We start from the raw sequence: 19788 nt of genomic DNA on the forward strand, positions 1-19788 counted from the left end.
TTTCGAACAATGAAGAACATCCTCTCCGGGTTGGCGCTGTGCGTCCCCCTGGCGGCGCTCGCCCAGGCGCCTGCGCCTGCGGCAGCTCCCTCCACGGCCTCGGCGCCGGCGCTGCGCTACCAGTCCGTCTTCGCTGACTACAAGCCCTGGCAAGACATCAAACCGGGTGACTGGCGGCAGCTCAACGACAACGTCGCGCCGAAGGACGGCAAGGGCGGCGGACACGCCGGTCATGCGATGCCATCGGCGGCGTCCGCGCCAGCTCCCAGCGCGTCCAAGCCCATGCCGGGCCATGGGCCGCACCACATGCATGGAGGCAAGCGATGATGAAGTCGACCGCCGCGGCAACGGCGGCCCTGCTGCTGGCCGGCTGCGCTTCGTTCTCGCCAGACGGCGGCGCCGGCAGGGTCTCCGAGCTGACCCGGGAACGCACGGGCCAGAACGTGACCTTCCAGCGCTCGACAGCGGACGTTGACTCCGCCAGCACACGGGTCGCGGAACTGCTCAAGCAGCCGCTGACCGCCGACAGCGCCGTCGAGCTCGCGTTGCTCAACAACCGAGGGCTGCAAGCCAGCTTCTCCGAACTGGGCATCGCCGAGGCGGACCGGGTGCGAGCCGGCCGCCTGGCCAATCCCACCCTGTCCTTCGGGCGTCTCAGCGGCCACGGCGTGACGGAGATCGACCGCTCGGTGATGTTCAACCTGCTGGGACTGCTGACCCTGCCGGTCGCCAGCGAAGTGGCCCAGCGGCAGCTGGAGCAGGCGCAGTACCAGGCAGCGTTGGATGCCGTCGGCGTGGCGTCCGAGGCCCGCAAGGCCTTCTTCAGCGCCGTCGCCGCCCAGGGCCTGGTCGGTTACTACGAACAGGTCAAGGACGCAGCCGATGCTTCCAACGACCTGGCGCGTCGAATGCTGCTGGCAGGCAACTTCAGCAAGCTCGCCCAGATGCGCGAGCAGGCCTTCTATGCGGACGCGATGTCCAACCTGGCGCGGGCGCGTCACCGGGCGGTGGCCGAGCGGGAGAAGCTGGTCCGGGTCCTCGGGCTGTCTGGCGACCAGCTCGCCTTCAAGCTGCCCGAGCATCTCCCGGAGCTGCCGAAGGCGCCGATCGAGCCCAAGGACGCCGAGCAGATCGCCATCGAGAAACGCCTCGACGTCCTGATGGCCAGGCGCAGCACCGAGGCGACGGCGAAGTCGCTCGGGCTGACTCGCGGCACGCGCTTCATCAACGTCCTGGAGGCCGGCTACGCCAACAAGAGCCAGACGGGCGAGCCTCGGCAGAACGGCTTTGAAATCGAGCTCCAGCTCCCGCTGTTCGACTTCGGCTCTGCCCGCGCGGCACGGGCCGAGGCGACCTACATGCAGTCGGTCCACCGCACGGCCGAAGTCGCGGTCAACGCGCGTTCAGAGGTGCGCGAGTCCTACTCGGCGTACCGCACCGCCTTCGACCTGGCCAAGCACTACCGTGACGAGGTCGTGCCGCTGCGCAAGCGCATCTCCGAGGAGAACCTGCTTCGCTACAACGGGATGCTCTCCAGCGTCTTTGAGCTGCTCGCCGATGCGCGCGACCAGGTCGCGACAGTGACCGCCGCCATCGAAGCCCAGCGCGACTACTGGATGGCCGAGACCGACCTGCAGACCGCGCTGACCGGCCGCTCGCCGAGCGCAAGCCCGTCAATGGGCCCGGCCAAGGCCGCCGCCGCCGAGCAAGGCGACCACTGAAAGACTCACGATGAGCAACCGCAGAACCTTCTTCAAGACGGCCGGCGCCACCTTCCTCGGCGCCGCCGCGGTCAGCCGTGTCGGAGCGGCTTCGCTGCCCGAAGCCATCATCCAGACAGCGGCCACCACGCAGATTCCCCCGGCGCCACCCAACGGCCGCCCATTCAACCCGCTGGTCACGCTCAATGGCTGGTCGCTACCCTGGCGCATGAAGGACGGCGTCAAGGAGTTCCACCTGGTCGCCGAGCCGGTGGTCCGCGAGATCGCGCCCGGCATGAAGGCCAACCTCTGGGGCTACAACGGCTCCAGCCCCGGCCCGACCATCGAGGCGGTGGAGGGCGACCGGGTGCGCATCTTCGTCACCAACAAGCTGCCCGAGGTCACCAGCGTGCATTGGCACGGCGTCCTGCTGCCGTCGGGCATGGACGGCGTCACCGGCCTCACGCAGCCGCCGATCCAGGTCGGCAAGACCTTCATGTACGAGTTCGTGCTGCAGCGGCCCGGCACGCACATGTACCACCCGCACGCCGACGAGATGGTCCAGATGGCGATGGGGATGATGGGACTCTTCATCATCCACCCCAAGGATCCGAAGCAGTACCGCGTCGACCGGGACTTCGGCTTCATTCTCAACGCCTACGACATCGAGCCGGGCAGCGCTACGCCGCGCGTGAACACGATGCTCGACTTCAACCTGTGGACCTGGAACAGCCGCGCATTCCCGGGCATCGACCCCTTCGTCGCGCGTACCGGCGAGCGGGTGCGCATCCGGGTGGGCAACCTGACGATGACCAACCACCCCATCCACATGCACGGGCCGCACTTCGAGGTGACGGGCACGGACGGCGGCTGGGTTCCGAAAAGCGCCCGCTGGCCCGAGGTCACGACGGATGTGGCGGTCGGCCAGATGCGTGCCTTCGAATTCGACGCCGTCGCAGGCGACTGGGCCATTCACTGCCACAAGAGCCATCACACGATGAATGCGATGGGGCACGACGTGCCGACGATGATCGGTGTCGACCACCGCGATGTCGCAGCCAAGATCACGAAGCTGATCCCCGACTACATGGTCATGGGCGACAAGGGCATGCATGACATGGCCGAGATGGAGATGCCCATCCCGGACAACACGCTGCCGATGATGACCGGCACGGGCCCCTTCGGCCCGGTCGGCATGGGGGGCATGTTCAGCGTCGTCAAGGTCCGCGACGACGTCAAGCGCGGCGACTACGCCGACCCCGGTCCGTACAAGCACCCCGCGGGCACCCTCGCCAGCGAATACACCGCCGAGATGCCCGAGCCCGCCCGGGCGGCGGCTCCGGCCGGCGACGCAAAGACCCTCCAGGTTCGCAAGCCCAGCGGCCATCCCGGCCATTGAAGGAAGACCTCATGAAGAAACTCCACGCATTGACCCTGGCCGCGCTGGTCGCTGTTTCATCGGCGGCTGTGGCCCATGGCGACGAAGAGCACGCCAAGCCGCGCAAGTTCGATCCCTCCAAGGTCGAGGCGACCGATTGGGGGCAGGAGGGCAATCCGAAGAAGATCACCCGCACCATCGAGGTCGACATGGCCGACAACATGCGGTTCACGCCGTCGGACCTCACGATCAAGCGCGGCGAGACCGTCAAGTTCGTGGTGCACAACGGCGGTCAGGTCCTGCACGAGATGGTGCTTGGAACGAAGAAGGCCTTGGCCGAGCACGCCGCACTGATGAAGAAGTTTCCAGACATGGAGCACTCGGAACCGAGCATGGCCCATGTCAAGCCCGGCAAGAACGGCGAAATCGTCTGGCAGTTCACCCAGCCGGGCGAGTTCCAGTTCGCCTGCCTGCAGCCCGGTCACTTCGAGGCCGGCATGGTCGGCAAGCTGACCGTCAAGTGAAACGCAACACCAACTCCCGCTACCCCCAGTTCTAGAGAGAAGTCAAAGATGAAGCTCAACAACATCCTCCTCGCAGCCGCACTGGCCACCTCGTTCGGCGTCCATGCACAGACCACTCCGGCATCCGGCGCCGACCATGCCGCTCATCATCCGGCGTCGGCCGCCGCCCCCCAGAGCGACGGCGAAGTGCGAAAGATCGACAAGGAGCAGGGCAAGGTGACGCTTCGTCATGGTCCGCTGGAAAACCTGGGCATGCCCGCCATGACGATGGTGTTCAAGGTCGCCGATCCCAAGCTGCTGGACGGCCTCAAGGACGGCGACAAGGTGAAGTTCACCGCAGAAAAGGTCAATGGCGCCTACACCGTGACCGCTCTGCAAGCGGTCAAGTGACAGGCCTGCCGCGGGCACGGTCGACCGCTGTCGACAGCCCGCGATTTCCAGTACCGCGTCGCAAGCCGCGGCACTAAACTGCCCGCCCATGGTTCGCCGACGTCTCCACCGCTTCACCACCACGCTTTTCGTGGTGTTGTCGCTGCTGTTCTCACAGCTGGCGCTGGCGAACTATGTCTGCCCGCAACAGGCGGACGTCCAGGCGATGGCAGAGATGATGGCGTCTGGCATGCCCTGCGAGGGCATGGACCTGGACCAGCCAGCCCTGTGTGCCGAGCATTCCAAGGCAACCGCGCAATCGTTCGAGAGCATCAAGCTTCCGACGGTGTCGCTGCCCGCCTTGGTTCAAGTGCTCGAGCTGCCTCTGGCGCTTGAGACCGCGGCAGCACGTTCGGTGCCTCCGGCCGCGACTCCCGAGGCGCAGCCGCCTCCGGACCCACTCTTCCTTTCCACGCTCAGACTCCGCGTCTGACCCCTCCGTCGGCTGACCGGCGCTGGTGCGGCTTGCCCGCTCGCCAGCAACGCCTTCGTTCGTCCTCGGAGTTTTCATGCCAACCACATTCCTGCGCGCAGCCGCCTTGGCTGCCGCCGTCCTGCCAGCGCTCTGCTTGGCAGAACCGCTGTCCTTGGACCAGGCCCTGAGCCTGGCCGCCCAGCGCTCGGAAGCGGCCCGAGCCGGTCGCGCCTCCGCGGCCGGAGCCAACGAGTCCGCGCGAGCGGCTGGCCAATTGCCCGACCCGATGCTGCGTGCCGGTATCGACAACCTGCCGGTCAGTGGCGCCGACCGGCTCAGCACCACCCGCGAGTCGATGACGATGAAGCGCATTGGCATCAGCCAGGAGTGGTTGTCCGCGGACAAGCGAGCGGCTCGTGAGTCCGCCGCCCGGGCGATGGCCGACCGCGAAGCCGTGCAGATCGCCGTGGCCGAAGCCGATGCGAGGCTGCAGGTGGCGTTGGCCTATGTGGACGCCTGGTACGCCGGCGAGGCCCTCGCGCTCACCACCCGGACCGAACACCACCTTCGCGAAGCGCTGGAAGCGGCACGGGCACGCCTGGCTGCGGCCGCCGGAGGCAGTGCCGAGGTGCTCGAGCTCACTTCAATGCGGGGCATCGCCGAGGACGAGAGCGAGGAAGCGCGCCAGCAGCAGTCAGCGGCTCTGGTGAGTCTGCAGCGGTGGGTCGGCTTCCTTCCCGACGTGTTGACGGCAGCGCCCGCATTCACGGTCCCGTCCGAATCCGCCTATCTGGCCAGGCATCCGACGCTCACGGCACTCCAGCGAGACGTGGAAGTTGCCCGGCAAACGGCCTCCGTGGCTGCGAAAGAGCGGACGCCCAACTGGACCTGGGAGCTGTCCTACGGTCAGCGCACCGGCTATGCCGACATGGTGTCCGTGGGCGTCAGCATCCCCCTGCAGGTCGCACCGTCCCGGCGGCAGGACCGGGAAACGGCCGCCAAGCTGGCGCTGGTGGACAAGGCGGAAGCAGCACTGGCGGAAGCCACTCGAACCGCGGCAGCGGACTACCGAACGCTGACGAGCGATGCAGCGCGCCTGCAGGGACGCCTCGACCGCTATCGAGCGGCCGTCGTCACGCCAGCGCAGCAGCGCACGGCGGTGGCACTGGCCGCCTATCGCTCCAACCAGGCGCCGCTGACGGCGTTCTTCGAGGCGCGCCACGCCGAGGTGGATGCCCAGCGCAAGCTCCTGTCGCTGCAACGCGACCTCGCACGCGCGCAAGCCCAGCTCGCCTTCAAGCCGATATCCCAAGGAGGCGCCCCATGAAGCGCACCGCATTCATCGCCTCCCTGGTCGTCGCCGGCGCGATCCTGGCCGGCGGTGGCTTCTTGCTCGGCCGCACGACCAGCCTTGGTGATCCCTCGATGGCTGCGGCCGCTCCAGCATCAGCGGCCTCGTCCGCCGAGCGCAAGGTCCTTTACTGGCACGACCCGATGGTCCCGGGCCCGCGCTTCGACCAGCCCGGGAAGTCGCCGTTCATGGACATGCAATTGGTGCCGGTCTACGCGGACGAGCCCGGCGACGCCGGTGTCAAGGTCAGCCCAGCCCTCCAGCAGAACCTGGGCATCCGCACGGCAACGGTGAAGCGTGCCGACGTCAGCTCGTCTTTCGACGCCGTGGGGGCTGTGCAGTTCGACGAGCGGCTGAACGTCGCCGTCCAGACCAGGGTGGGCGGCTACGTCGAACGACTGGCGGTGCGCGCGCCGATGGAACAGGTCCGCAAGGGCCAGACCCTGGCCACCGTCTTCGCGCCTGACTGGCTGGCTCCGCAGAACGAGTGGCTGGCGCTGAAGCGCGCTGGTGTCGCCTCCGACATCGTGGCCGCAGCCCGCGAGCGCATGCGTGCGATGTCCATCCCCGAAGGCCTCATTCGCGAGAGCGAGGTGACCGGCACCGCACAGGCGAGGTTCAAGCTCACCGCACCCCACAGCGGCGTCGTCGCGGAGCTCGGCGTCCGGGAAGGCGCGCAGGTCGCGCCCGGCATGACGCTCTTCCGCATTGCCGGGCTGGAGAAAGTCTGGGCAGTGGCTGAGGTGCCGGAAGCTCAAGCCGTTCGGCTCGTCCGTGGCCAGAAGGTGAGGGCAGTGCTCCAGGCTGACGCCTCGCAGGCCTTCGATGGCGAGCTGAAGGAAATCCTTCCTCAAGTCAGCGCAAGCACCCGCACCCTGCAGGCTCGCTTCGAGGTCGACAACAAGGGAGGCAAGCTGGCACCAGGAATGCTGCTGCGTTTGCAAGTGGCGGGCGAATCGACATCACGACTGGTCGCGCCTGCGGAGGCGGTGATTCGTACCGGCACTCGCGCCGTGGCCATCGTCCGAAACGGCTCCGGAAACTTCGAGCCGCGAGAGCTCAAGCTCGGTGTCGACCTCGGCGACCAGGTCGAAGTGCTGGCAGGCCTGCATGAAGGTGAGGTCCTTGTCACGAGCGGCCAGTTCCTCATCGACTCCGAGGCTCGGCTGAAGTCCGTGCTCGGAGCCATGAGCGCGGCACAACCTGCGTCGGCAGCCGCTGCGCCCGGCGTGTACCGCGCCGAAGGGACGGTTGAGCGCGTCGATCCGGAAGGCTTGACCATCTCCCATGGGCCGGTTCCTGAACTCCAGTGGCCGGCGATGACGATGGGCTTTGGCAAGGCCGACCCACGGGCGTTCGCGGACCTGAAGCCCGGTGACCGCATCCGCTTCGATTTCCGCAAGGGCGGTCCGATGGACTGGGAGCTTGTCTCGGCTGAGAAGACCGGAGGCACCAAGTGATTGCCGCACTCATCCGTTGGTCCATCGGCAACCGGTTCCTGGTGCTCATTGCCACGGCCTTTCTGGTCGCAGCGGCGCTCTTCTCGGTGGCGCACACCCCGGTCGACGCATTGCCTGATGTGGGAGACACGCAGGTGGTCGTGCGCACGACATTCCCAGGCAAGCCGCCGCAGGTGGCTGAGGACCTCGTCACCTACCCGCTGACGGCGACGATGCTCAGCGTGCCGGGTGCAAAGACGGTGCGCGGCTATTCGTTCTTCGGGGATTCCTTTGTCTACGTCCTCTTTGACGACAGGACAGACCCGTACTGGGCTCGTTCCCGGGTCGTGGAATCCTTGAACCAGGTCCAGAGTCGGCTGCCTGCCGGCGCGGTGGCTGCGCTGGGGCCGGACGCGACTGGCGTGGGCTGGGTCTATGAATACGCGCTTGTCGACAGGACCGGCAACACCGACATCGGCCAGTTGCGCGCTCTCAACGACTGGTTCCTCAAGTTCGAATTGAAGACGGTGCCCGACGTGGCCGAAGTCGCCAGCATCGGAGGCATGGTGCGGCAATACCAGGTCGTGCTCGACCCCGATCGCATGCGCGGGCTCGGCGTCACCCAGGCCGCGGTGGTCGCGGCGCTGAAGAACGCCAATCAGTCCTCGGGCGGCTCGGTCGTGGAGATGGCCGAGACCGAGTACATGGTGCGTTCGCGCGGCTTCCTGAAGTCGCTCGACGAGATCCGGTCCATCCCGCTGTCCCTGAGCGGCTCGACCCCTGTGTTGCTGCGCGACGTGGCCACCGTCCAGATCGGCCCGGAGATGCGCCGGGGCATCGCGGAGCTGGACGGGCAGGGCGAGGTCACGGGCGGTGTCGTTGTCATGCGCTCCGGCAAAAACGCGCGCGTCACCATCGAGGCCGTGAAGGCCAGGCTGGAGATGCTCAAGCCGAGCCTGCCCGAGGGCACGGAAGTCGTGGAGACCTATGACCGCTCGAAGCTCATCGACCGCTCGATCGACAACCTCCGGGTCAAACTGACCGAAGAGTTCATCGCCGTGGCGCTGGTGTGCGCGGTGTTCCTCTTCCATCTGCGTTCGGCGCTCGTCGCGGTGGTCTCGCTGCCGATTGCAGTTGGCGTGGCATTCGTGGTCATGCGCTGGCAAGGACTCAACGCCAACGTCCTCAGCCTCGCGGGCATCGCCTTGGCGCTGGGCGCTGCCCTCGATGGGGTCGTGGTGCTCCTGGAGGCCGTCCACAAGCGCATCGAAGCGTTCGAACACGACGCTGGCCGCCAGCCTGCCGCGGCGGAGCGGTGGTCTCTCGTGACGGATGCCTGCGTCGAAGTGGGGCCGGCGCTGTTCTTCTCCCTGCTCGTCATCACCCTGTCGTTCCTGCCGGTGTTCACGCTGGAAGCGCAGGAGGGGCGGCTGTTCTCTCCCTTGGCCTTCACCAAGACGTACACGATGGCCGCGGCTGCAACGCTCTCGGTGACGCTCGTTCCCGTGCTGATGGGCTACCTGGTGCGAGGCCGCATCCCCCGGGAAACGGCCAACCCGCTGAACCGGTTCCTGATGGCGGCATACCGGCCAGCGCTCGAGGCCGTCCTCCGGTTCCCAAGGTCGACGCTGGCCATCGCCGGCCTCGTGCTCGCGTTGACTGCCGTGCCGCTGATGCGTCTGGGCGGCGAGTTCATGCCGCCGCTCGACGAGGGCGACCTGCTCTACATGCCGTCGGCTCTGCCAGGCCTTTCGGTGTCCAGGGCGTCGGAGTTGCTTCAGCAAACGGACCGGCTCATCAAGACCGTGCCCGAGGTCGAGCGGGTGTTCGGCAAGGCCGGCCGCGCCGATACCGCGACGGACCCCGCACCTCTGGAGATGTTCGAGACGACCATCCAGTTCAAGCCGCGAGAGCAGTGGCGTGCGGGCATGACGCCGGACAAGCTGGTTGAAGCACTCGACCGCGTCGTCAAGGTGCCCGGCCTCTCCAATGTGTGGGTGCCGCCGATTCGCAACCGCATCGACATGCTGGCCACGGGCATCAAGTCGCCGGTCGGCATCAAGGTGGCGGGAACCGACCTGCAGACCATCGACCGGCTCGCCACGCAGGTGGAGGGTGTCGTGAAGAAGGTGCCCGGCGTGTCGTCTGCCTTAGCGGAGCGGCTCACCGGCGGGCGCTACATCGACGTCGATGTCGACCGTGCGGCCGCGGCCCGCTTCGGCTTGTCGGTGGCCGATGTGCAGGCGGTCGTTTCGACCGCCATTGGCGGGGAAAACGTGGGCGAGGTCATCAGCGGGCGGGAACGGTTCCCGCTCAACGTCCGTTACCCACGAGAAGTCCGCGACTCGCTGGAGCGACTGCGCACGCTGCCATTCGTGACGGAGAAGGGCGCAAACCTGCTGCTTCGCGATGTCGCCCGCATCAGCATCGAGGAAGGGCCTCCGATGCTGCGCAGCGAGAACGCCCGGCTGTCGGGATGGATCTACGTCGACGTTCGAGGTCGAGACCTCCGCTCGGTGGTGCGCGAGATGCAAGCCGTTGTTGCGAAGGAAGTAGCGATGCCGGCCGGCTATGCCGTCTCATGGTCCGGCCAGTTCGAATACCTGGAGCGCGCGACCGAGCGGATGAAGGTCGTTGTGCCGGCGACGCTGGCCGTCATCTTCGTGCTGCTGTACCTGCTGTTTCGCGACGCCACCAACGCGGCGCTGGTCATGGCCGCGGTGCCTCTTTCTCTCGTGGGAGGGTGCTGGCTCATCTGGCTGATGGGGCACTCGGTGTCCGTGGCAACGGCGGTCGGCTTCATCGCTTTGGCAGGCGTGGCGGCCGAGTTCGGCGTCGTCATGCTCGTCTACCTGGAGAACGCACTGGCCAGACGTTTGGCTGCGGGCGAGCCCGACACCTTGGAGACGCTGCTTGCGGCCATCCGCGAAGGTGCCGTGCTGCGAGTGCGTCCGAAGGCGATGACCGTGGCCATCGTGCTCGCGGGTCTCATTCCAATGCTGTGGGGCCAAGGCGCCGGGCACGAGGTCATGGAGCGCATTGCCGCCCCCATGGTCGGCGGCATGGTCACTGCGCCGTTGCTCAGCATGCTGGTCATTCCCGCGGCTTGGTTTCTCGTCCACCGTCGGCGACTTGCGGTAAGCGCTCGGCGAACCGATCTTGACTGCCCCTATGCGGCTTGAGCCCATGCGTCGATGGCGTTCAGGGTTGTGATGGCGGGGTAGGTTTGTAGCGACCGGAAGTGGCGCCGGAAGTAGCAATCCCAATAGCTTGTAGCCCTCTGCCTGGTGAGCGCCATGAACTTTGGGTTCTCCCGTGCGAAGGCAGCCAGGTTTTGGAGCGTCGCCTGTGGGGCGGTTGCAGCAATCAGCTCGACGATCTCGATGACGTATTCGCCCAGGAGCTGGACCACGAACGGGGCGGTCCAAGAGCAATCCGTCGCAATGAATCGACGCAAGCACTCCTCTCGTACGTATCCATTCCAGTGCCGCGTGCCAAGGCACAGCGCGAGAGTACGGCGGTCGCCAGTGGCCTGTTCGATCAATGCCCGCAGGTCGCCTGGCGAGCAGTAGAGACGCGCGGGAGCGGAGAGCAGCTCGCCCTGCACGCTGACCTGGAATCCCTGATGCGGTGGGGCAAGCTCCGAGGCGGCCATTGCTTCCAGCAATGTCAGTGCTGCCGGCTGGAGGGCAGCGGGGAAGGCCGGTTGGTACGTCATGAGCGCAGTCAGATTTGAACTTCGTCGATCGCCGACGACGACGCCTGACTGCGGGGAAATTTGCTCCGCGCAGGGTGCAATGCTACGTCAGTCAATGCCCTCTCCCAGAAGGCCAAAAGAACAGTCTGATGCTTCCTGTCGAGTGCGTGCGACAGGAATCGCTTGACTCATCGCGTTTGCGACGAAAATTTTGGGGCTCTCCGTATGCCTGGTTTTGGAGGATCCATGCGGCCCAACGCGACGCACGATGTGCATCGATTGCCTGAATGACCGTTTACAAACCGTCATCGCTCGCCGATCCGGTGAAGCGGCAAGCGGATGAAAGCATGCGGGAAAGGTGAACCGATGATGAAACCGATCAACAAGCAAGAACTGGATGCGTTGAACGTCGACATGGTGAAGCGCTTCATTGGCCTTTATGTCGGGGCATTTCTATTTGTCGTGCTGTTCTTGGGCATCGATACCGGTCAGTTCATGGATGCTCCCAGTCAATGGATCCCCGCGGTTCGACGCTTGCGGGAGAACGCGCACATCGGAGCCACTCCTGCAGCCTTCGCCTTCGTTTCCTGGGCAGCGATCCTCCTATGGCCCGCCGCAGTGTTCTTCTGCGTAGGCGCCAAGCTGTATGAGCGCACTGTCTATGTGAGACGGACCACCGGCGCCGCGCGCGGCTCTGCGCCGTACTGGGCCGCATTGCTTCTCTGGGCACTTCTTGCTGCTTGCTACTTTGGAGCCATTGACCCGCTGGGTTCGTCTCAGGGAAGCCTTTTGGTCGCCTGGGGCCTTCGCACATCTGTCGGGCTGCTCGTCGTTGGACCGCTGGCCTTTGTAGGCCTGACAGTCATCGCGGCCTTCAATCTATTCATCACCTTCGTTTATCCAATCAAGCGCATTTTCGACAAGGAGTTCAAATGACGCATAACGCTGAAATCTTCAGCGTTTCTCTCGCTCCCGCAAGCGTCGATCCGCCAGACTGCGCTGGCGGTGTCGCCGGGGCAGGATGACGGACTGCCGGAGGCGCTGCATACGAAGGACATCAGCATGACCCGACGCAGCGACGGCAGCTACACGCTGGCGGTCGCGGGCCGGGCACGGGTGGATTCCACGGCGCAGCTGATGCGGTTCGCGCCGCAGTTCATTCCGATGTTCGCGCAGCGCTGGCGCTCGCTGACGCCGAGCGGGCTCGAGGGCGTTCGGTCCGGCCTTGGCGCTGATGCCCGCGTTCAAGGAGCGCGAGGTCAAGGCGGCGTGGGCGGGCTATGTGGACAGCACGCCGGACGGCGTGCCCGGGATCGGCGAAATCGGCAGTCTGCCTGGCCGGGTCCGAGGAGTAACGCGTAAGCACGATCGCTATATCACATAATGCACATTGTCAATTACACAAACCTGCATCTAACGCCTCCCATTGACGCATCCGCGAATGAACGTGGCGTCCTCGCCGCGCACCGACAGAACGTCCGTCCGTCCCCGCCCGCGAACGAACGAACGACTCGGACCATCAATCGCATCACCACGACACCATTGCGTCCCACGCATTTATTGATCCAAACGATGCACTTCACGTCATCAACGGCATGGCCGAGCATGCCGCTCCATGACACGAACGATCCCTTGCGTCCTGATGCGAGCGGGCACCTCCCGAGGCCCGTTCTTCCTGCGCGACTGGCTGCCCGCCGACGAACGCCAGCGTGACGAAGCGCTGATCGGCGCCATCGGCGCCAGCGACCTGCTACAGCTCGACGGCGTCGGCGGCGGCAGTTCGCTGACCTCCAAGGTCGCCATCGTCTCCAGGTCCAAGGAGCCCGGCTGCGACGTCGATTACCTCTTCGCCCAGGTCGGTGTCGGCCAGCGCTCGGTGGACACGCGGCCGAACTGCGGAAACATGCTTTCTGGCGTCGCGCCGTTCGCGATCGAACAAGGCCTGATCGACGCGCAGGACGGCGAGACCACGGTCCGCGTGTTCAACGTCAACACCCGCTCCCGCATCGACGTGACGGTGCTGACTCCCGGCCGGCGCGTCGTCTACGCCGGTGAGACCAGCATCGACGGCGTCACCGGTTCCGCGGCCCCCATCCGCCTGAACTTCCTCGACGCCTGGGGTTCGGTCACCGGCTCGGTCTTCCCGACCGGCCGCCGCATCGATCACATCGAGGGCCTGTCGGTGACCTGCATCGATGCGGCCATGCCGCTCGTCCTTTTGCGCGCCGCGGACCTCGGCCTGCACGGTCGCGAGTCCCCGGCCCAGCTCGACGCCGACCCCGCCTTGCTGGCTCGGGTCGAAGCGGTACGCCTGGCCGCCGGGCGGGCGATGGGACTGGGCGACGTGTCCGCGAGCGTCGTCCCCAAGCCGGTGATCGTCAGCGCCGGCGACGACCCGGACAGCATCACCTCCCGCTACTTCACGCCGCGCCGCTGTCACGCGTCTCATGCGGTGACCGGCGCGATCGGCGTGGCCACCGCCTTCGCGCTGCCCGGCACCGTCGCCAGCGGTGCGCAAGCGCGTGACGGAGTGCGCACCGTGTCCGTCCTGCATCCGCAAGGGCGCATCGAAGTCGAGGTCGTGATCGAGGGGCACGGCGAGGCGGCCTCGATCCAGCGCGCCGCGCTCGTGCGCACCGCAAGAAAGATCCTGCAGGGCGAGTTGCATCTGCCCGACTACGTGTTCTCGACATCCAATTAAAGGAGACAAACCGATGAAGACACTGCTCGCGCCCGCGGCGCTGGTTGCCGCCACCCTCGCCGCTCCGGTTGCGGCACCCGCCGCCGCGCCGGCGGCCTATCCGACGCGGACCATCACCATCGTCGTGCCGACCGCGGCGGGCGGAGGCAACGATGCGATGGCGCGCACCATCGCGCAGAAGCTCGGACCGCTGCTGGGCCAGACGGTCATCATCGACAACCGCGCCGGCGCCAACGGCTCCATCGCCAGCGAGTTCGTCGCCCGAGCGGCGCCCGACGGCCACACGCTGATGCTGGGCTACGTCGCGACCCATGCGATGAACCCCGCGCTGCAGAAGCTCCGCTACGACCCGGTGACCGATTTCGAGCCGGTCGGCCTGGTGGGCTATTCGCCGACGCTGATGGTCGCCAACGCCCTCGCGCCGGTGAAGGACGTCAAGGACCTCGCCTCCCAGCTCAAGGCCAGGCCCGACCGCTACAGCTATGCGTCCGCCGGCAACGGCACCGCGCCCCACTTCGCCGCCGAACTCTTCAAGCTCAACGCCGGCGTCGACATGCTCGGCGTGCCCTACAAGGGCTCGGCGCCGGCCATCACCGACACGCTCGGCGGCCAGACCCAGTTCATGTTCCCCAGCCTCTTCACCGCGATCCCCTACGTCAAGAGCGGCAAGCTCAAGGCGCTGGCCGTCGCGGGGCCCAAGCGCAGCCACCTGCTGCCCGATGTCCCCACGCTCAAGGAAGCCGGCGTCGAGGGCGTCGAGGTGCAGCAGTGGTACGGCGTCTTCGCACCGGCGCGGACGCCCCGTCCCATCGTCGACAAGCTGAACAAGGCCCTCAACCAGGTGCTGGCCGACAAGGAGGTCGTCAAGCGCATCGAGGACCATGGTGCCGACGTCGAATCCAGCACCCCGGAGCAACTCGGCAGCTTGGTCAGGAGCGAACTGACGAAGTGGAAGGCGGTCGTTCAGAAGGCCAGGCTGACCGCCGAATGAACCGAAGAACATTCCGAGGAGCCACCCGCATGAAATTCCCCTCTCCCCTGCCCCGGCTCGCCGCCGCCGTCGCGCTGGGCGCATGCGCTGCGGCGGCCGCCGCCCAGGGCAGCGTGACGCTGTCCGGCGTCGTCGATGCCGCGATGCGCAGCGTGCGCAACGAGGGCGTCGGCAGCGTCCAGTCCTTGATCAGCGGCGGCAACGCGACCAGTCGGCTCGTCGTGCGCGGGTCCGAGGACCTGGGCGACGGCTGGTCCGCCGGCTTTCATCTGGAGCATGGCATCGCGCTCGACACCGGCGCGGCGACCAGCACCAGCCAGTTCTGGGATCGCCGCGCCACCCTCAGCCTGGCCAGCCGCGAGCTCGGCGAACTGCGCGCCGGTCGCGACTACGTGCCGACCTACACCGTCTGGGTCAAGCAGGACCCCTTCAGCCATGTCGGCGTGGCCGGGTCGACCAACCTCTACACCGCCGCACCGGTCGGTCCGATCCGCTCGGCCTTCGGCAGCAATCCCAACACGCTGGTCCGCTCCAGCAACTCGGTGCAGTGGCTGCTGCCGGACCGACTCGGCGGCCTGGAGGGCGGCGTGATGGTGGCCGCGGCCGAAGGCGGCGCGCAAGCCCAGGGCGCGAACAAGCTGATCGGAGCCCGGATCGGCTATGTGAAGGGCGCGGCGTCTCTGTACGCGGCTTATGCGAGGAGCGAGAACAACGTCATCGCGGCCAGCGGCGATTTCACGGACACGCTGATCGGCGGCGCCTACGACTTCGGCCTGGTGCGCGTCGCCGTGACGCAGCGGCGATTCAGGCAGGCCAACGCAGCGCAGACCTTGCGCATGCTCGGCCTCTGGGCGCCGCTCGGTCGCGGGGAGCTGAAGTTCCAATGGCTGGACAGCAACATGACGGGCCGCGTCGGTGCCGTCGAGGTCGGTGCCAACGATGCCCGCCAATTCGGTCTCGGCTATGTGCACCCCCTCTCCAAGCGGGTGGCACTCTATGCCCAGGTGGCGCGTGTCGACAACGATGGCGCGGCGGCCTATGCCGTGCCGGGCGGCCCCGCGGGACTCGTTGGAGGCAGGTCCTCCACCGGCACCGAGGTCGGCGTCCGCCACAGCTTCTGACCGGCTGAATGGACCATACCGGAGGCCGCGGGCCGAAGCTCGACCCGCAGCACGGGCCGACCGATCATCGGGACCGCTGCCGCGCCGTGCGCGGTGGCAGTTTCATCTCCGCCAGGAAGTCGTAGAGCTGCTGCGCCTCCGGCGACAGTCGACGCCCCTGGCGCGTGATCAGCCCGATCCGCCGCGTGACGACCGGGTCGACCAGCGGCACGCTGACCAGCAGCGGATGGTCGGGTCCGGGCATCGCGATCGACGGCACCGCCGCCACGCCCAGCCCGGCTTCCACCAGTCCCAGCAAGGTGGTCACATGCTGGGCTTCATAAACCGGCTGGGGACGGTCCTTCACCCGTGCCAAGGCCTGGTCGAGCAGCAGCCGGTTGCCCGAGGACTTCGCCACCGCGATGAAGTCGTGGGCCGCAAGCTGGCTCCAGCTGACCTCCCGGCGGCGCGCCAGCGGATGGTCGCGTCGGCAGGCGGCGACGAAGCGCTCCTCCAGCAGCGGTCGGAACTCGATGCCCGGCTCCGAACTGCCGATGAAGTTGAGCCCGAAGTCGGACTCGCCCCGGGACACCGCCGACAGCACCTCGTTCGCGCTGGCGTCGAGGATCTTCACCCGCAGCTTGGGATAACGCTCGCGGTAGCGGTGGATCACCTGGGAGAGGAAGTAGTAGACAGTCGATGGCACGCTGGACACGGTCACCTCGCCCATCCGCCCGGTGCCCACGCCGCGCACCGTCAGCAGCGTCTCGTCCAGGTCGTCCAGCAGCAGGCCGATCTTGCGCGCGAACTCGCGCCCCACCGCGGTCAGCGTCACGCGTCGGGTCGTGCGCTCGAACAGCTTCACGCCCAGCGCCTGCTCCAGCTTGTCGATGCGGCGGCTGAAAGCGGGTTGCGAGATGTGCACCGCCTCGGCCGCCTTGCGGAAATTCGACAGCTCCGCAGCGGAACGAAAGGCGATGAGGTCATGGAGATCGAATTTCATGCCGCGCAATGCTTGTGCCAATTGATGTGCAGTATGCATCGGCGACACCACAGGGTTAATTCTGATTAATTAGTGCAGCGCGCGAACTAACATCGACGAACAGGCCGGTTCACGCGTAGATCGTCTGTTCAAGACGACGACCGGCCAGGAGACAAAGCTATGTCGATGCTTCGAACGAATCTGAAACGCCGCGTCGCAGTCATCAAGACGCTGGCGATCGCCGGTGGGGCGACGCTGGGCCTGCTGGCCGGTGGCGCGCGCGCCGAGGACAAGGGCCTGGTGGGCATCGCGATGCCGACCAAGAGTTCGGCCCGCTGGATCGCCGATGGCGACAACATGGTCAAGGCCTTCCAGGCCAAGGGCTACAAGGTCGACCTGCAGTACGCCGAGGACGACATCCCCAACCAGCTCGCCCAGATCGAGAACCTGATCACCCGCAAGGTGAAGGTGCTGGTGATCGCGTCGATCGACGGCTCCGCGCTGTCGCCGGTGCTGCAGAAGGCCGCGGATCGCGGCATCAAGATCGTCGCCTATGACCGCCTGATCAAGGGCACGAAGAACGTCGACTACTACGTCACCTTCGACAACTTCCAGGTCGGCGTGATGCAGGGCCAGAGCCTGGTCGACAAGCTCGGCCTGGCGCAGGGCAAGGGTCCGTTCAACATCGAGCTCTTCGGCGGCTCGCCGGACGACAACAACGCGACCTTCTTCTACGACGGCGCGATGTCGGTGCTCAAGCCCTACATCGACAGCGGCAAGCTGGTGGTGCGCAGCAAGCAGTTCGGCATCGGCAAGGTCGGCACGCTGCGCTGGGACGCCGCCACCGCGCAGGCCCGCATGGACAACCTGCTGTCGGCCTTCTATGGCAAGGAGAAGCTGCATGCGGTGCTGTCGCCGTATGACGGCATCAGCCTGGGCATCCTGTCCTCGCTCAAGGGTGCCGGCTACTGCACCGCCAAGCAGCCCTGCCCGGTCGTCTCCGGCCAGGATGCGGAACTGCCGTCGATCAAGTCCATCCTCAAGCATGAGCAGGCCAGCACCGTCTTCAAGGACACCCGCCAGCTCGCGCAGGCCGCCGCCGCGGTCAGCGACGAGATGCTGGCCGGCAAGACGCCTTCGGCGATCAACGACACCAAGACCTACAACAACGGCGTGAAAGTGGTGCCCAGCGTGCTGCTCAAGCCGATCTCGGTGGATGCCAGCAACGCGAAGGCGGTCCTGGTCGGCAGCGGCTACTACAAGGACTCGCAGCTGCGTTGATCCGCTGCCGACTGCAGTCATGAACCCGATTCCTGAGAACGGCGCGGGCCCCGGCCCGCTGCTCGAGCTGCGCGGCATCACCAAGCGCTTCCACGGTGTCGCAGCGCTGGAGGACGTGCGGCTGTCGGTGCGCGCCGGCGAAATCCATGCGCTCTGCGGCGAGAACGGCGCCGGCAAGTCGACGCTGATGAAGGTGGTGTCGGGCGTCTACCCGCATCCCGACCACGGCGGCGACTACGGCGGCGAACTCTGCTTCGATGGCCAGGTGCGCCGCTTCGCCGGCATCGCCGACAGCGAGCGGCTGGGCATCATCATCATTCACCAGGAGCTGGCGCTGGTGCCGCAGCTCTCGATCGCGGAGAACCTGTTCCTCTGCCATGAGCCGGCACGCCTGGGCGTGATCGACCGTGTGGCGATGCACCGGCGCGCGGTCGAACTGCTGGCACGCGTCGGCCTGCGCGCCTCGCCGGACACGCTCGTGAGCGAGCTCGGGGTCGGTCAGCAGCAGCTGGTCGAGATCGCCAAGGCGCTGGCCAAGGAGGTGCGGCTGCTGATCCTGGACGAGCCTACCTCCAGCCTCAACGAGGCCGACAGCGACGCGCTGCTCGCGCTGCTGATGGAGCTGCGGGCGCAAGGCATCGCCTGCATCCTTATCTCCCACAAGCTCAAGGAAGTGACCCGCGTCGCCGACGGCCTGACGGTGCTGCGCGACGGGCGCTCGATCCTGAGCGTGGATTGCACCGGCGAGCCGCTCAGCGAGGCCCGCATCATCCAGGCGATGGTGGGTCGCGACCTGGCGGACCGCTATCCGCGTCGCACGCCCAAGATCGGCGATGTGCTGTTCGAGCTCCGCGACTGGCGCGCCCAGCACCCGGTGCAGGCAGGCCGGGAGGTGGTCAAGGGCGTGAACCTGAAGGTGCGCCGCGGCGAGATCGTCGGCATCGCCGGCCTGATGGGCGCCGGCCGGACCGAGCTGGCGATGAGCGTCTTCGGCCGCAGCTACGGCCGGCGCATCAGCGGCAGCGCCTGGATGGATGGCCGGGAGATCGACGTGTCCACCGTGCCCAAGGCGATCGCCGCCGGCCTGGCCTACGTCACCGAGGACCGCAAGTCGCTGGGCCTGCTGCTGGATGAATCGATCGCCGTCAACACGACGCTGGCGAACCTGCGCGAGGTCTCGCGCGCCGGCGTGCTGGACGAGGCCCGCGAGCACCAGGTGGCGCAGGACTACCGGCGGCGCCTGGCCACGCGCTGCGCGGGCGTCGACCAGAGCGTCGTTCATTTGTCCGGCGGCAACCAGCAGAAGGTGGTGCTGGCCAAGTGGCTGTTCTCGCAACCGCGCCTGCTGATCCTGGACGAGCCGACGCGCGGCATCGACGTCGGCGCCAAGTTCGAGATCTACAGCCTGATCGCCGGCCTGGCCGAGCAAGGCTGCGGCATCCTGGTGATCTCGTCCGAGATGCCCGAGCTGCTCGGCCTGTCCGACCGGCTGTACGTGATGAATGAAGGGCGTCTGGTGGCGGAGTTCCCGACCGCCGGCACGACCCAGGAAATGATCATGGGCGCCATCGTCGGCGCCGGAGAGACCGCGTATGTCTGAACCGATCGCGGCGAGCGTCACGCCGCCCGCCCGCCCCTCCTCCCCGGCCGCCGGCGCCGCCGGCATCGGCCACTTCCTCAAGCGCCACCTGCGCGACTACGGCATGCTGCTGTCGCTGGTGGCGATCATGGCGCTGTTCGAGTACCTGACCGACGGCACGCTGCTGGAGCCGCTGAACCTGACCAACCTGGTCCTGCAGA

The 19788-nt window shown here is 66.9% G+C and carries 17 protein-coding genes and 2 pseudogenes; 17 read left to right on the top strand and 2 right to left on the bottom strand.

From position 1 onward, the window contains the following. Nucleotides 1-9: 9 nt before the first annotated feature. The 9 genes from CS062_RS12420 to CS062_RS12460 all read left to right on the top strand — a co-directional run bounded on the left by CS062_RS12420 (nucleotide 10) and on the right by CS062_RS12460 (nucleotide 10418). A complete protein-coding gene (locus CS062_RS12420) occupies nucleotides 10-327 on the top strand; it encodes a hypothetical protein (protein ID WP_099861940.1) in 318 nt (105 codons plus the stop codon). Continuing rightward, entirely contained in the window at nucleotides 324-1721 is a 1398-nt protein-coding gene (locus CS062_RS12425) for a TolC family protein (protein WP_099861941.1), read from the top strand. Before CS062_RS12420 ends, CS062_RS12425 begins: the two co-directional genes overlap by 4 nt. Before the next feature lie 10 nt (nucleotides 1722-1731). After that, nucleotides 1732-3099 (top strand): multicopper oxidase family protein, encoded by a 1368-nt coding sequence (locus tag CS062_RS12430; RefSeq protein WP_099861942.1) that lies wholly within the window; start codon nucleotides 1732-1734, stop codon nucleotides 3097-3099. Nucleotides 3100-3110: 11 nt separating this feature from the next. Next, entirely contained in the window at nucleotides 3111-3602 is a 492-nt protein-coding gene (locus CS062_RS12435; protein ID WP_099861943.1) for a cupredoxin domain-containing protein, read from the top strand. Between the two features lie 48 nt (nucleotides 3603-3650). Then, nucleotides 3651-3992 (top strand): copper-binding protein, encoded by a 342-nt coding sequence (locus CS062_RS12440; RefSeq protein WP_099861944.1) that lies wholly within the window; start codon nucleotides 3651-3653, stop codon nucleotides 3990-3992. Between the two features lie 88 nt (nucleotides 3993-4080). Further along, nucleotides 4081-4464 carry a hypothetical protein gene (locus CS062_RS12445; protein WP_099861945.1) on the top strand — a complete coding sequence of 128 codons (384 nt, stop codon included), beginning with the start codon at nucleotides 4081-4083 and terminating at the stop codon, nucleotides 4462-4464. Between the two features lie 76 nt (nucleotides 4465-4540). Next, nucleotides 4541-5773, top strand: a complete 1233-nt coding sequence (locus tag CS062_RS12450; RefSeq protein WP_099861946.1) for a TolC family protein — start codon at nucleotides 4541-4543, stop codon at nucleotides 5771-5773. Continuing rightward, nucleotides 5770-7257, top strand: coding sequence for an efflux RND transporter periplasmic adaptor subunit (locus CS062_RS12455; protein WP_099861947.1), 1488 nt, complete (start codon nucleotides 5770-5772; stop codon nucleotides 7255-7257). Before CS062_RS12450 ends, CS062_RS12455 begins: the two co-directional genes overlap by 4 nt. Then, the gene (locus CS062_RS12460) at nucleotides 7254-10418 is read left to right on the top strand and encodes an efflux RND transporter permease subunit (RefSeq protein WP_099861948.1); all 3165 of its coding nucleotides are present in this window, start codon (nucleotides 7254-7256) and stop codon (nucleotides 10416-10418) included. The genes CS062_RS12455 and CS062_RS12460 overlap by 4 nt, the downstream gene beginning before the upstream one ends. On the opposite strand, the gene CS062_RS12465 is transcribed toward CS062_RS12460, so the two are convergent. Beyond that, nucleotides 10406-10954, bottom strand: coding sequence for a hypothetical protein (locus tag CS062_RS12465; protein WP_099861949.1), 549 nt, complete (start codon nucleotides 10952-10954; stop codon nucleotides 10406-10408). The two genes, CS062_RS12460 and CS062_RS12465, sit on opposite strands and share 13 nt — an antisense overlap. Before the next feature lie 348 nt (nucleotides 10955-11302). Here CS062_RS12465 and CS062_RS12470 point away from each other — a divergent pair, with 348 nt between their 5' ends. The 5 genes and pseudogenes from CS062_RS12470 (at nucleotide 11303) to CS062_RS12485 (ending at nucleotide 15746) form a co-directional block, all read left to right on the top strand. After that, nucleotides 11303-11869 (top strand): hypothetical protein, encoded by a 567-nt coding sequence (locus CS062_RS12470; protein WP_143742337.1) that lies wholly within the window; start codon nucleotides 11303-11305, stop codon nucleotides 11867-11869. Between the two features lie 27 nt (nucleotides 11870-11896). Next, nucleotides 11897-12278: pseudogene (locus CS062_RS26895) on the top strand (D-amino-acid oxidase); the annotation flags it as partial. A 270-nt stretch (nucleotides 12279-12548) separates the two neighbouring features. Beyond that, nucleotides 12549-13634 (top strand): 4-oxalomesaconate tautomerase, encoded by a 1086-nt coding sequence (locus CS062_RS12475; protein ID WP_099861951.1) that lies wholly within the window; start codon nucleotides 12549-12551, stop codon nucleotides 13632-13634. 13 nt (nucleotides 13635-13647) lie between these two features. Next, nucleotides 13648-14625 (top strand): tripartite tricarboxylate transporter substrate binding protein, encoded by a 978-nt coding sequence (locus CS062_RS12480; RefSeq protein WP_099861952.1) that lies wholly within the window; start codon nucleotides 13648-13650, stop codon nucleotides 14623-14625. Nucleotides 14626-14654: 29 nt separating this feature from the next. Beyond that, on the top strand, nucleotides 14655-15746 hold the full coding sequence (locus CS062_RS12485; protein ID WP_099861953.1) for a porin: 1092 nt from the start codon (nucleotides 14655-14657) through the stop codon (nucleotides 15744-15746). A 64-nt stretch (nucleotides 15747-15810) separates the two neighbouring features. Here CS062_RS12485 and CS062_RS12490 read toward each other — a convergent pair whose 3' ends face one another. Then, a complete protein-coding gene (locus tag CS062_RS12490) occupies nucleotides 15811-16728 on the bottom strand; it encodes a LysR family transcriptional regulator (protein WP_099861954.1) in 918 nt (305 codons plus the stop codon). A gap of 165 nt (nucleotides 16729-16893) precedes the next feature. On the opposite strand from CS062_RS12490, the gene chvE reads away from it, so the two are divergent. The 3 genes and pseudogenes from chvE to CS062_RS12505 all read left to right on the top strand — a co-directional run. Further along, nucleotides 16894-17988: a multiple monosaccharide ABC transporter substrate-binding protein gene (gene chvE / locus CS062_RS12495; protein ID WP_099861961.1), complete on the top strand. Its 1095-nt coding sequence runs from the start codon at nucleotides 16894-16896 to the stop codon at nucleotides 17986-17988. Between the two features lie 19 nt (nucleotides 17989-18007). Next, the gene (locus tag CS062_RS12500; protein ID WP_099861955.1) at nucleotides 18008-19588 is read left to right on the top strand and encodes an ATP-binding cassette domain-containing protein; all 1581 of its coding nucleotides are present in this window, start codon (nucleotides 18008-18010) and stop codon (nucleotides 19586-19588) included. Continuing rightward, nucleotides 19581-19788: pseudogene (locus tag CS062_RS12505) on the top strand (sugar ABC transporter permease); the annotation flags it as partial. The gene CS062_RS12500 and the pseudogene CS062_RS12505, both read left to right, overlap by 8 nt.

The sequence above is a fragment of the Roseateles chitinivorans genome (assembly GCF_002761755.1).
Lineage (GTDB): Bacteria > Pseudomonadota > Gammaproteobacteria > Burkholderiales > Burkholderiaceae_C > Roseateles > Roseateles chitinivorans.